At 58.6% G+C, this 12635-nt stretch carries 15 protein-coding genes; 8 read left to right on the top strand and 7 right to left on the bottom strand.

The features are described 5' to 3' along the window. Nucleotides 1-153 precede the first annotated feature (153 nt). Nucleotides 154-480 carry an FYDLN acid domain-containing protein gene (locus RPE78_RS08210; RefSeq protein ID WP_339109018.1) on the bottom strand — a complete coding sequence of 109 codons (327 nt, stop codon included), beginning with the start codon at nucleotides 478-480 and terminating at the stop codon, nucleotides 154-156. Nucleotides 481-599: 119 nt separating this feature from the next. Between RPE78_RS08210 and RPE78_RS08205 the strand changes: the two genes are divergently transcribed. The 3 genes from RPE78_RS08205 (at nucleotide 600) to RPE78_RS08195 (ending at nucleotide 2673) form a co-directional block, all read left to right on the top strand. Further along, complete coding sequence (locus tag RPE78_RS08205; protein ID WP_406720266.1) at nucleotides 600-1346, top strand: M48 family metallopeptidase; 747 nt, start codon at nucleotides 600-602, stop codon at nucleotides 1344-1346. A gap of 31 nt (nucleotides 1347-1377) precedes the next feature. Continuing rightward, a complete protein-coding gene (locus RPE78_RS08200; protein WP_339109016.1) occupies nucleotides 1378-2025 on the top strand; it encodes a GntR family transcriptional regulator in 648 nt (215 codons plus the stop codon). Nucleotides 2026-2172: 147 nt separating this feature from the next. After that, on the top strand, nucleotides 2173-2673 hold the full coding sequence (locus RPE78_RS08195) for an acyl-CoA thioesterase (protein ID WP_339109015.1): 501 nt from the start codon (nucleotides 2173-2175) through the stop codon (nucleotides 2671-2673). Between the two features lie 49 nt (nucleotides 2674-2722). On the opposite strand, the gene fliP is transcribed toward RPE78_RS08195, so the two are convergent. From fliP to fliF, 4 genes are read right to left on the bottom strand one after another with little or no spacing between them, the layout of a single operon-like run. Next, nucleotides 2723-3451, bottom strand: a complete 729-nt coding sequence (gene fliP / locus RPE78_RS08190) for a flagellar type III secretion system pore protein FliP (RefSeq protein WP_339109014.1) — start codon at nucleotides 3449-3451, stop codon at nucleotides 2723-2725. 7 nt (nucleotides 3452-3458) lie between these two features. Then, nucleotides 3459-3734: a FliM/FliN family flagellar motor C-terminal domain-containing protein gene (locus tag RPE78_RS08185; protein WP_339109013.1), complete on the bottom strand. Its 276-nt coding sequence runs from the start codon at nucleotides 3732-3734 to the stop codon at nucleotides 3459-3461. Then, the gene (locus tag RPE78_RS08180; protein ID WP_339109012.1) at nucleotides 3727-4320 is read right to left on the bottom strand and encodes a flagellar biosynthesis protein; all 594 of its coding nucleotides are present in this window, start codon (nucleotides 4318-4320) and stop codon (nucleotides 3727-3729) included. The genes RPE78_RS08185 and RPE78_RS08180 overlap by 8 nt, the downstream gene beginning before the upstream one ends. Continuing rightward, nucleotides 4320-5942, bottom strand: a complete 1623-nt coding sequence (fliF, locus tag RPE78_RS08175) for a flagellar basal-body MS-ring/collar protein FliF (protein ID WP_339109011.1) — start codon at nucleotides 5940-5942, stop codon at nucleotides 4320-4322. Before fliF ends, RPE78_RS08180 begins: the two co-directional genes overlap by 1 nt. A 122-nt stretch (nucleotides 5943-6064) precedes the next feature. Here fliF and fliL point away from each other — a divergent pair, with 122 nt between their 5' ends. From fliL to RPE78_RS08150, 5 genes are all read left to right on the top strand, one after another. Continuing rightward, on the top strand, nucleotides 6065-6562 hold the full coding sequence (gene fliL, locus RPE78_RS08170) for a flagellar basal body-associated FliL family protein (RefSeq protein WP_339109470.1): 498 nt from the start codon (nucleotides 6065-6067) through the stop codon (nucleotides 6560-6562). Between the two features lie 11 nt (nucleotides 6563-6573). Next, nucleotides 6574-7011 (top strand): hypothetical protein, encoded by a 438-nt coding sequence (locus RPE78_RS08165; protein ID WP_339109010.1) that lies wholly within the window; start codon nucleotides 6574-6576, stop codon nucleotides 7009-7011. Nucleotides 7012-7172: 161 nt separating this feature from the next. After that, complete coding sequence (locus tag RPE78_RS08160; RefSeq protein WP_406720265.1) at nucleotides 7173-7637, top strand: MotE family protein; 465 nt, start codon at nucleotides 7173-7175, stop codon at nucleotides 7635-7637. Between the two features lie 63 nt (nucleotides 7638-7700). After that, nucleotides 7701-8570 carry a flagellar motor stator protein MotA gene (motA, locus tag RPE78_RS08155; protein WP_339109008.1) on the top strand — a complete coding sequence of 290 codons (870 nt, stop codon included), beginning with the start codon at nucleotides 7701-7703 and terminating at the stop codon, nucleotides 8568-8570. After that, on the top strand, nucleotides 8567-10873 hold the full coding sequence (locus RPE78_RS08150; protein WP_406720264.1) for a hypothetical protein: 2307 nt from the start codon (nucleotides 8567-8569) through the stop codon (nucleotides 10871-10873). Before motA ends, RPE78_RS08150 begins: the two co-directional genes overlap by 4 nt. Nucleotides 10874-10907: 34 nt before the next feature. Here the strand turns inward: RPE78_RS08150 and RPE78_RS08145 are convergent, their stop codons facing one another. Beyond that, nucleotides 10908-11552, bottom strand: coding sequence for an aminotransferase class IV (locus RPE78_RS08145; protein ID WP_406720263.1), 645 nt, complete (start codon nucleotides 11550-11552; stop codon nucleotides 10908-10910). Then, nucleotides 11513-12625, bottom strand: a complete 1113-nt coding sequence (locus RPE78_RS08140) for an aminodeoxychorismate synthase component I (RefSeq protein ID WP_406720262.1) — start codon at nucleotides 12623-12625, stop codon at nucleotides 11513-11515. Before RPE78_RS08140 ends, RPE78_RS08145 begins: the two co-directional genes overlap by 40 nt. Between the last annotated feature and the right edge of the window lie 10 nt (nucleotides 12626-12635).

Genomic DNA, 12635 nt, shown 5'->3' with positions numbered 1-12635 from the left:
CGGGCTTCGAGCGCAACAGGAAGGGCAGCTTTCGGGCTGCCCTTTTTCATGCCGGACGGGCATGTGAACCGCGCCGGAACACAGGCCGCAGACACAATAAAAAGGGCGCAGCCAATAGCCGCGCCCTTTTATCAGAACAGTCTGGTTACAGACTTAGTTGTCGTCGTCATCCGAGCTGACATCCGCAATATCGTCGAGCGAGACATTATCGTCATCATCCTCGTCGAGCAGATCATCATCCAGATCGACATCACCTGCATCATCATCCAGATCATCATCGCCGAGATCATCGACATCCAGATCGGCTTGTTTGTTACCGGTTTTGTCCGCCACCAGAACGTGACCTCGCCCGCTCGAAACGCTTTCCAGCGTGAAACTGTTCGAGCAGACCGGGCAGATCATCGGGTCGCGGTTCAGATCGTAAAACCGGCTCTGACAATGCGGACAGAGGCGCTTGACGCCCCATTCCTCTTTGGGCATGGAATTCTCCTGGCTACGCTCTGAGAGAAAGAGTCGACGCCAACTGCCACAATGACCGGGGCGTGTCAAAGCTTTTTCGAGTTTTTCGCCGAATGAGATGAAGAGGTTGCATCACAATCATGGCCTTATCGTCGAAAATGCGCTTTGCAGGGAAAGCACCTGCCAAGGCCGAACAGCGTTTCGTCACGCTGCGCGACCTGCCTGATGTGCAGATCAAGCTTCACAACAATGCCCGCGCACGGCGTTACGGGCTGCGCGTGTCGCGCAGCGGTGGTGCCGTGACCCTGACCATTCCCGCGCGTGGCACCGAGAAAGACGCGCTGGAATTCGCGCTCGCCCATCAGGACTGGCTGCGCGAAGCCGTGGCCCGTCTGCCGCCCGTGACCCGCATCCGCTACGGTGCCTCGATCCTTTATGAAGGCACAGAGGTGCAGCTTGTCCCCGGTCAGGGCCGCCTGCCCGTCCAAGAGGGCCAGATGCTGTTTGTTCCCGGCCCCGAAGATCGCATGGCCCGCAAGCTTGAGAGCTTCCTCAGGCACCATGCGCGGCGCAGGCTACAGGTGGCCACCGAGCAATATGCCGCACAGATCGGGCAGAGCTTCAGCGCCATCACCCTGCGCGATACCCGCTCGCGCTGGGGGTCGTGCAGTTCCAAAGGCGCACTCAGCTATAGCTGGCGCTTGATCATGGCGCCTCCCGAGGTGCTGGACTATGTCGCCGCGCATGAAGTGGCCCATCTGGTCGAAATGAACCATTCACCGGCATTCTGGGCCATCGTCGAAAAGCTGCGCCCTGACTGGCGGGCGGAACGGCGCTGGCTCCGCGATGAGGGTGGGCGCCTGCATGCGACCCATTTCCGCGATTGACCTTGCCCGCATTCGTGATCACATAGAGACCATGACAACCATCTCCACACGCCAGATCGACACCGCCGTCCACGATAAACTGTATCGTCGGTTGCGGATGCAGATCATGCATGGGGAAATCCCCCCCGGAACACCGCTGACATTGCGGGGCCTGGCCAAGGAGAACGGCGTGTCGATGACCCCCGTGCGCGAGGCCCTGCGGCGGCTGGTGGCCGAGGGCGCGCTGTTCCTTTCGGCGTCGGGGCGCGTGATTACCCCCTTGCTGTCGAATGACCGGATCGAGGAGCTGGCCGCCTTGCGCGCGCTGATCGAGCCTGAGCTGGCCTCGCGCGCCCTGCCCCGTGCGCATATGGCGCTGATCGACCGGCTGACAACGATCAATCACGCCAATGCGGAAGCTGTCGTGAAAATGGATGCGATCGGCTATATCCGGACCAATCTGGAATTCCACCGTACCCTGTATCTGCGCGCACAGGCGCCGGCCATTCTGGCGGTGATCGAAACGGTCTGGCTACAGCTCGGCCCGACCATGCGGGCGGTGTATAACCAGATGCAGCGCAACGAACCTCCGCGCCATCACCGGCTTATTCTGGCCGCGCTACGGGCGGGCGACGAACCCGGTCTCCGGCTGGCGGTGCGCACCGATGTCACCCAAGGGTTGCGGCATCTGGCGCAATAGCCGCGCAGGCGCGCGCGGGAAATGCCGCCCAAGCCACAGATCGCTGCGACCTATCCCGCTGATGCAAAGCGCATTTGCATTCCTGAGGGGTTCCCATTTCTATCGCAACATGTCTTAAGGCCCGCAACAAAACGGGACATGACGAGTATGAACAGTAGATTGACCGAAGACGAGCGTAAAACGCTCGAGATGAACGTCTTGATGACGCCGGATATGGCCAATTTCTCGGGCAAGGTGCATGGGGGCGCATTGCTGGCAGAGCTGGACCGTGTCGCGTTTACGCTGGCCTCCCGCTATTCGGGGTCCTATGCGGTGACGCTGTCGGTGGATCAGGTGACCTTCAAACAACCCATCCTCGTCGGCGAGCTGGTGCGTTTTCAGGCGGCCGTAAACCATACGGGCCGCTCCTCGATGGAAATCGGGATCCGCGTCGAGGCTGAGAACATCACCGCAGGCCGCCGCCGTCACACCAATAGCTGCTATTTCACGATGGTCGCCGTGGACGAAATCGGCAAGCCCGTCGAGGTGCCGAAACTGACCCCGCAGACGGAAGAAGAGCAGCATCGCTGGGATGCCGCAGAACTGCGCCGCGATCTGCGCAAAGAACATGCCGTGCGCATGGAAGAAGCCTCCGCCAAGGTTAAATAACCCCTTGGTGTCATAGTCGAAAAAGGCGCCCTTTCAGGCGCCTTTTCTGTTAGAAATAGCTGCGGACCAACGCATCCGAGATCAGCACCCATCCATTGGCCACCACAAAGAAGGCCAGCTTGAAGGGTAAGGATACGACCGCAGGCGGGACCATCATCATCCCCATCGACATCAGCACCGCCGATACCACAAGGTCGATCACCAGAAACGGGATATACACCAGAAACCCGATCTGGAAGGCGCGCGCGATCTCCGACAGCATGAAGGAAGGCACCAGCGTAGAAAGCGGGACATCCGGCGACAGAACCAGCGTGGCCTCCGGCGAACGCAGCTGGGCCAGCGACGCGAAGGTTTCAGGATTGGTTCGCCCTGCCATGAAAACGCGGAACGGCGCGATGGCTTTTTCCAATGCGGGCATCATATCCAGCTCGCCATTCATCAGCGGCGAAATCCCGTTGGTATAGGACTCCATAAATGTCGGTTCCATGATGAACCACGTCAAAAACAGGGCCAGCGAAATGATCAGCATGTTCGGCGGTGCCTGCTGTAGACCAATGGCCTGACGCAGGATGGAAAGCACCGTCACGATAAAGGGAAAGCAGGTCACCATGATCATGATGCCCGGAGCCAGACTGAGCAGGGTAACGGCTGAAATCAGCAGGACCGAGCTTCCGGTCAGGCTATTCTCGCCACCGAAATCAAGCGTGACTTCCTGCGCCATCGTCGGCAGCGCAGAAAGTATTAACGTTAATGCCCCGTAGAGGGCGAGCCGTGACATCTGCATGTCACAGCCCGTTTTGCAGATCGATCACTTCCGTCAAGCGGACCCCGAGCTGGCCGGCATGCTCCCCCTGCATCTCGGTGAGTTCCCCGCGCGCAATCAGCTTATCTCCCACATACAACTCCACAGGATCATCCACGCGGCTATCCAGCGGCATAACGGAATCGCGCTTCATCCGCAGCAGGTCACGCACCATCGGGCGGGCCTTCCCGACCGAAATCGTGATTTCAATCGGAACTTGGGTAAACGGGTTCGAGGAATGGGTTGCTGCCTCAGTCATTCTTTTGCTCCTTCTGGACCGCGCCAAAATAGCTGGCGATCGCATCTCCGATCAGTGCGATGACACCGTCGAGATCGATATGCGTTTCTTTGCCACCGAAGCGCAGATACACCTGCCCCTCGCCTAGCGTTTCTTCTGCAACAAATGTCAGGGGTAGGCTTTTCTCTTGCGAGAGAAGCTCTTGCACCTGTTCGATGCTGTTTGGATTAACCACGACCGTCAAAGGCGTATCTGCCAGCCCGTCGGCCAAAGGCATGACCTGTTCTGCAATGGTCTGCGCCAGCGTCTGACGCGCGACAACCGGAAGCACCTTTGCCGTCATATCGACAAGCAGCGGCCTCATCGCGTCCAGAACATGCTGCCGCGCCTCGTGGAAGGTGAAAGACAGGGCCTGAAGGTTTTGCCCCAGATCGGCCCGCAAACGCGCCTGTTCGGCATTCTGCGCGGCCACCGCATCTTCCCAACCGGCGGAATAGCCTTTCTCGAAGGCCGCGAGCTTGATTTCCTCCAGCTCGCCATGATCGATCGTGACAGATTGCGGGACACGGGATGTGGTCTCAAACGATTCCAGTTCGAAGCGTTGCATCACGCGCGTTCCTCCTTCTCATCCATCCAGCTGCGCAGGATCTCTACAGTCTCGTCGCGGCGTTCCTCGATCAGGCGCTTCAGGCGATCCACTGGATCCGCATTATTTTCGGCATCATCGAAAGCGTTCCCCATAGCGAAAGGCAGATCGAAGCCAAGGTCGTCTCCGCCGCCCAAGCCGGACACCAGCGGCATATCATCGGGAACATCATCCCCATCCGCGATCTCGCCAGTCAGGGCATTCGGATCCCCGACGGAAGACGGCAACTGTTCGACCTGACGGCGCTGGGTCAGAATCGGCTTCATCACGAAGAGACCAAGGATCAATGCGACAACCGCAAGAACGCCCAGCTGGATCAGTTGCATCACATCCAGATTCTGCCCGCCCATAAAGCCGACAGATGTCGCCTCGGTGCCCTGAACCGTCAGCGGCTCGAACTGCATGCTTTGCAGCGTGATCACATCGCCGCGACTTTCATCGAACCCGACAGCAGAGGCCACCAGCGCCTGCAATTGATCAAGTTCTGCCTGCGGTCGCGGCGTCCAGGTGACCGTGCCATCCGCACCCGTGGTCGGCAGACCATTCACCAGCACCGCGACGGTCAGGCGTGTCACCGTCCCGGGTTTGCGCAAGACTTCACGGCGGGTTTCAGACACATCGAAATTCGTCCGCTCTCGGGTTTGCGAGCTGTTACTCTGCGACTGACCACCTGCATTGGCATTTCCGGTCGGGAGGTTCGAGGCCACCGTGACATTGGCAGGATCGGTCGACTGCGAGCTATCGCTTTGTTCCTGCGTATCGGTCGAAATGGCGATGCGGCTTGCAGGATCAATCGTGCGCTCGGTAATCGATTCGCTTTCGAGGGCGGTGCGCAGAGACACCTCGACCACGGCATTGCCCTGACCGACACGGGCCTCCAGCAGACGCTCGACATTTTTCTTCAGTTCCGCCGCGCGATCTTCCGTATTCTGGCTGAGATTCTCGTCATCCCCCGTCGAGATCAGGCCCCCGTTGGCATCGATAACAGACACATCTTCCGGCTTCATCCCGGTCACGGCAGAGGCCACCAGATATTTCAGAGCCCGCGCCTGCTGCTGGCTGATCGAGCCGGAAGTCGCCGTAATAAACACGGAAGCGGTAGGTTCGATACTGCGGCGGAAGGCATTGTCGGTGCCATGCGCAATATGCACACGCGCCGAGCGGATGCCGGGATTTGCAACGATCGTCCGCGCCAGCTCACCTTCTTTGGCGCGCCAATAGGCCGCATCGAACATCTGCGACGTCGTCCCGAAACCCGACATCGAATCAAGCAGCTCGTAGCCCGCGCCCCCCATTGCCGGAAGCCCTTCGGCAGCAAGGGTCATCCGTAGCTCATCGCGTCGTGTCGCGTCGACATAGATCGAATCGCCCCGAATTTCGTAGGCAACACCGCGCTGCTCCAAAGCCGTCACGACTTCTCCCGAACTTTTTCCTTCCAGCCCTGCATAAAGCAGCGAATAGGATGGCTTCGACGCCATACCAGAAAGAAGCAAGATCGCAGCAAAAACGATTCCGGTTGCTGCGAGCACGATAAAACGCCGCCGCGTATCCATTCCCTGCCAAACGGCCGTTACCTGTTCCAAGACGCACCTCCATGAGCGGACCTTCTGTCCAGTCGTCGCCTCATGTTTCACCGATCGCCCTTAACAATCGGTTAGTGGGTCTGGGTTTATTACGGTTTCAACGAAGTAATCGGAATGATCCCATGGCAGATGCAACAGCAGATCAGGTAGAAGGCTCAGAAGAGCCGAAGAAAAAGTCGAAACTTCCGCTTATTATCGGCCTTGTGCTGATGCTCCTTTTTGGTGGCGGCAGTTTCTTCGCAGTCTATTCAGGCATGATTCTTGGCGCTCCCGAAGCCGAAGACGCCCATGCCGATGAACCCCCTCCACCGGCAGAGCTGCCGGATATTTCCTTTATCAAGCTTGATCCTATGGTCATCTCGCTTAGCGGTTCGAGTTCCCGCCACCTGCGCTTCAGTGCAGAGCTGGAAGTCCCGACGGCCTATCAGGCCGATGTCGAAAAGCTGCGTCCGCGGGTGATGGATGTTCTGAACGGATATTTGCGCGCGGTCGAGCTGAGCCAGCTTGAAGACCGCACAGCCCTTATCAAGCTGCGCGCCCAGATGCTGCGCCGCATCCAGATCGTCACCGGCGAAGGCCGCGTCAACGATCTGCTCATCATCGAATTCGTGCTGAACTGAGGATTGTGATTATGGAACTTATCTCGAATATCTTGCTCATCGCCGGCGCGTTGGGGGCTGCGGTCTACTGTATCGTCCTGTCGCGCCGTCTCAAGAAATTCAATCAGCTTGAAAGTGGTATGGGCGGCGCGATTGCCGTGCTGTCCGCTCAGGTCGATGAAATGACCAAGGCACTGGAAAAAGCCCAGACCACGGCAAATACCTCCGCAGAACAATTGCGCAACCTGACAAAGCGCGCGGAGATCGGGGCCGAAAAGCTTGAGATCATGCTGGCTTCGCTACACGACCTTCCCGCGCCGCCCCAAGCTGCGCCCCGCCCTGCGGCCAGCACCCCGCCCCTTGAGGTCGAGGAAGAGATCCCCACAGCAGCAGATGAAGCCGAATCGCCCAAACGTGCGCGGGTCGTGCGCCGCCGCCAACGCGAAAGCAATATTGAGGCCGCCGAATGAGCAAGACAGATCCGAAAGCGGCTCCTTCCGCCAAACCCGCCGCCCCGAAAGCCCCCAAAGGCCGGAAGGTCCAACGTAAACCCGCACATACCCTTCTGATTATCGCAACGCTTCTGGCCGGATCTGCGGCGGTCCGTATCGCTGCCGGGGCAGATACGGCTTTGGCAAAGGCCGCCGACCTTACCAACACGGTCGCGGCCCAGAACTGCACAACCGAAGAAGGCGTGATGGCACTTCTATCGGAGGTCAATGCCCGCTCGGGCAAGCTGGATAAACGCGAAGCATTGCTTGCAGACCGCGCCACTGCGATCAGCGTCGCGGAAGACAGGCTCAAGCAACGCATTCAAGAAATGAAAACCGCCGAAGAAGAGCTGGCCAAGACAGTCCAGATTGCAGATCGCGGTGCAGAAGACGATGTAACGCGCCTTGTGACTTTGTATGAAAACATGAAGCCAAAACAAGCGGTTCCACTTTTCGAGACAATGGCCCCCGAATTTGCTGCAGGATTTTTGGGGCGCATGCAGCCTGCTGCTGCCGCCTCTATCATGGCGGGGCTTTCCCCCGACACAGCCTATACGATCAGCGTTCTTATGGCTGGCCGGAACGCCAACGCGCCAAAAAGGTAAAGCGCGTCAGTAGTTTTTTAAACGTCCTTTGCGATGCTCACATCGTAACAATGGAGACGGACGATGATTGGCATAGTTGGAATCGTGATCATCTTCGCTATGGTATTTGGCGGCTATGTCGCTGCCGGTGGCAAGATGGGCATCATCTTGAAATCGTTGCCATTTGAGATGATCATGATCGGTGGAGCCGCGGTCGGGGCCTTCGTTCTGTCAAACGATATGGCCTCAATCAAACATGCGCTCAAGGACATCGGGAAAGTCTTCAAAGGCCCGAAATGGAAGCCGGATGACTATCGGGATCTCCTGTGTCTGCTGTTTGAACTAATCCGGCTACAGCGGCAAAATCCTGTGGCCATTGAAGAGCATATCGAAGATCCGGAAAACTCCTCGATCTTCGGTAAATATCCGAAGATCCTTCATGATCATGAAGCAGTCGAAATGATTTGCGACACATTGCGCTCGGCCTCAATGAACTATGATGACCCCCATCAGGTGGAAGAGGTTCTCGAAAAGCAGCTTGAGGCGAATTACCATCATGCCATGCATTCAAGCCACGCCATCCAGAACGTTGCGGACGCGATGCCGGCACTTGGGATCGTGGCAGCCGTGCTCGGGGTGATCAAGACCATGGGGTCCATCGACCAACCGCCAGAAGTTCTGGGTAAAATGATTGGCGGCGCGCTTGTCGGGACGTTTCTCGGTGTGTTTCTGGCCTATGGCTTCATCGGCCCCTTTGCCTCGCGCATCAAAGCGGTGGTGGATGAAGACTCGCATTTCTATAAATTGATCCGTGAAGTGCTTGTGGCAAACCTGCACAACCACGCAACGAATATCTGTATCGAAGTTGGCCGCCAGAATACGCCCCACCATATCCGCCCAAGCTTTTCTGCTCTGGAAGAGGCGCTTAAATCCGTAAAATCGGAGGCAGCATGAGGCATCTGTTTCTCGGCACACTGCTGGCAACCATTGCGTCTGTTGCCGCAGCGCAGACCATCACTGTACAATCGGGAGAACATCCCGATTTTACACGGTTGGTCTTCCTGTTTCGCGGAAAAGTTGACTGGTCACTGGAACAAAATGAAAACGGCTACGCGTTTTCGGTCAACAAACCAGATGTAAAATACGATCTTTCCAAGGTTTTCTATTTTATTCCCCGCACGCGGATCAGTGAGCTGTATCCTGTCAATGGATCGTCTGCGCTGGATATTGCGACACCGGAAGGGATCGCGCTTACCGCCTTTGAGCTGGCCTCTGGGGCCGTGGTCGTTGATGCGCGTCTGGCCCCGCAGGAAGCCCCCGCCCGACCGCAGTCCCCCGCTGCGCCACAAATCGAAATCACCACCCCGATCCAAAACCCAAGCATTCCCGCGACACGAATCGCCCTGCCTGATCCCGATATCTACTGGCGTTTGTCCGAAACTCCGGCGGCACAAACATCGGTAACACCGGCACCCGTGAACGTCCGGCCCAGCGTCGAGCCCGCCCCCGCCCGCACGAAAGAGGTTCCGCCGGTGCAGGGCGCTTTGGCGCTTGATCAGTTGATGGAAGAAAAAGACAAGCGCGTCTCTGAAGCAGAAACGCAGCTGTTGCATCAGTTAAGCCGCGCAGCCTCGCAAGGGCTGATCGAGCTCGAATTGCCGACGATCCCCGACCCAGAACCCGCCCCCGCCGCAGTCACTCCGCCCCCGCCGGAACCGACCCGCAAGACCGAGCATATCGCGATCCACTCGGAAACAGTGGTTGATCGGGATGCAGGCTCGTTACAGATGCAGTTCGGCGACATGCTGAATGACAGCCGCTGCGCACCGAATGCCGATTTTGCATTGCGCGAATGGTCCGAAGAAGGGGATCCTTTCGCCCTTATTTCCAACCTTCGGCGTTCGCTGATCGGAGAGTTCGACAAGCCGAACGAACAAGGGGCATTGCGTTTGGCACAGACCTACCTGGCCTTTGGTTTCGGTGCCGAAGCGCAATCAATTCTGCAAAACTTCCCGATAGATCCGGAAGCGCAGGATGCTGTGAAGCTGATGGCGAATGTCATAGATGGCGAGCCGGTCTCTTCGGCCAACCCCTTGTTGGCGATGAGCGCGTGTGACGGTGCCGTTGCCTTCTGGGCAATGATGGGACAGGAGAAAAGCGACCCTCTCAGCGTCAATCTCAAGGCAGTCCAGCGGACATATTCGGATCTTCCGATCTCGCTGCGTCGCACTTTAGGCGTTCCTCTGGTCAACAAGCTGACAGCGCTGGGATATCCGGAAGAGGCTGAAACTGTTCGGTTTTCTCTGGAACGCGGCGAAAATGAGAAAAGCCTGCAAGCCGTTATGCTCGACGCGACAATCGACCACGGACATGCGGATGCGGCGGCAATCGAACAGAGCCTGAAACCGGTTGTCGAACGCGATAACGAAGATGCGGTCGTCGCGACGCTCCTGATCGCCGAAACCGCGTTCCGCGATCATCATCCGATGGATGAGCTGGTTCTGGAAAATGCGGCCGCGCTGGCAATCGAATTGCAGCCGTCACCCGACGCCGCCAAGCTGCTGCGCGCCGAGGCCTTGGGGCGCGCCAGCCGCTCGGACTGGAACGGCGCCATGACCACTTTGGCGAACTGGCCGAAAACACTGGATGCGCCTCTGCATGACTCGAGCCGCAAAATGATCCTACAACGCGCGATCCGCGATCTCGCGGATCAGGATCTTCTGGTCTTCTATTTCCAGCATAAGGACGTCATCGCCCAAGCAGGGCTGGACACGGCAGATTACCAGCTTATTGCCAAGCGCCTGATTGATCTGGGGCTGCCAAGCAATGTGCAAAGCCTGCTGCAATCGGATCAGCCTCTCTCTCCTGCATCGCGCCTTCTGATGGCGAAGGCAGCACTGCTGGAGCATGACGGCCCGGCGGCAATGACCTATGTCAGCGGGCTGGAAAGTGACGAGGCACAGGCGATCCGCGTGCAGGCGCAAAACTACTTTGCCGGCGGAGATGCCCTGAACCAAGGCGGCGCCGCCCCGCAGCTTTCGGATGAAAGTCCGGATAGCGCCTTGCGTCGTCGGGACTGGGCCGCGCTGGCGCAATCCGGATCGGACTCGGAAAAAGCCTTTGTTCAGGCCTTTGATCTGGCCAATCCCTCGCCCGAGCCCCCCGCTGATGGAGAACTGTCCAATGCGCAGCGCCTTCTTAACCAGAGTGCGGAAGAACGAGACGCGCTCAGCCAGCTTCTTGAGAGCCTGAACTGACCACAATAGGCGCCTGTCTCAAACAGATAGGCGCCTATGCCCTTTCCACTGCAACAAGCTGCGCGGGCATCAAGCCGCGCAGCGCATTGCCAATCCAGAAGCCATCACGCAGGTCGCTCGGGGCAAGATCATCCTCATAAGCGTGGCCCGCTTCCAAAAGACTTTGCCGTAGTACCCCCGGCAGAAGTCCCGCCGCGCAAGGTGGCGTCCGCAGGTTTTGCAGCTCGCCAACAAATATATTGGTGATCGTGCCCTCGCAAAGCCGCCCCTGCTCATTCAGGAAGATCCACTCGTCGATCCCCTGCGGCAAGTTGGCGCGGAACGTGTCATAGAGCCCCCGCTGGGTTGTCTTGACAGATAGCCAAGGATCATCCGAACGCAGCATCTGCGGGGCAATCGCGACGTTCCAGACCGTTTTCGTGGCAGGCAAATCCGCAAAGCCCAATGTCGGCCTGCCGGCCAGATCCACGGTCAGCCGCCCCCTCAATACCCCCTCTTTCGGCAATGCGGCCAAGGCCGCCTGCACAGCCTTGGCATCAAAGGGTATCTCGAGTTTCAGGCAGGTTCGCTGCAATCTGGCCAAATGGAGCGGCCAGAAGGCGATATGCCCCGCATCCACACGGAAGGTTTCGATAACGTTCAGATCGGGCGGACAGGTCCGGCATAGCGACTTTTCCATAGCGCTTCCTCATATTCGGCGTCGGCGCGGCTGTCATAGACGATCCCGCCCCCGACATTTAGCGTGACCTCTTCCGCTTCGCAGCGCAATGTGCGGATCGCCACATTGAAGCGCATCCCTCCATCCGGTGCCATCCAGCCGATAGCCCCGCAATAGGCCCCGCGCGCCCAGGGTTCGAGATCGCGGATAATTTGCATGGCACGGATTTTCGGCGCGCCCGTGATGGAGCCACAGGGAAAGAGCGCCTTGATAATCTCTGCCGCGCCACTCTCGGGCCACAACCGCGCCTCGACCGTTGAAACCATCTGATGGACAGTGGGATAGGTTTCTATCCTGAACAGCTCTGGCACCTTGACGCTGCCCAGCCGCGACACGCGCGACAGGTCATTGCGCAGCAGATCAACGATCATCAGATTCTCGGCGCGATCCTTCTCGGAGGAGTACAAGTCCTCGATCTGCGCCTGATCGGAGAGCGGATCGGCCTCTCGCGGACGGGTTCCTTTCATCGGGCGCGTCCGGATCTTTCCCTCCGGCTCGACCTCGAAAAACAGTTCCGGCGAGCGGGATACATATTGCACATCGCCCAAATCCAGAAAGGCCCCATGCGGCATGGGGGCGTGCTGCGACATACGGGCGTAAAGCGCCTCGGCCTGCCCCGAAAGACGGCCCCGAATGGGAAAGGTCAGATTGACCTGATAGCAATCTCCCGCGCGGATATGTTCGGCCAAACGGTCGAATGCCCGTGCGTGATCGGCCGCCGACCAGAGCGGCACCAGATCGTGCACATGCGCCTCGCCGGTCTGCGGCGCGGCAACCCGCGGCGCGGGATAGGCCGCCATCGCAATCAGCGGATCACGCCGTTCCTGGGGCAGAAGCGCGGCGAGTTTCTCGGAGAAGCAATAGCCCAACTCGTAGGAAAACAGCCCCGCCAGCCAGAACCCTTCAGCCCGCAACCGCTCGATCCGCGCCAGAACTGCGGGAACCTCTTCGGGACTGTCGGCCCGTAAAATCTCGGCTGGCGCGTCAAAACACGTCTCTTTCCCCAGCGGGCCGCACTCAAATAAAACCTTCATCAGACATCCC

It is taken from the genome of Thioclava litoralis, assembly GCF_045278885.1.
GTDB classification, from domain to species: Bacteria; Pseudomonadota; Alphaproteobacteria; order Rhodobacterales; family Rhodobacteraceae; genus Thioclava; species Thioclava litoralis.
Note: the sequence above shows the minus strand (reverse complement) of the source record. Positions and strands in the feature narration are given on the sequence as shown.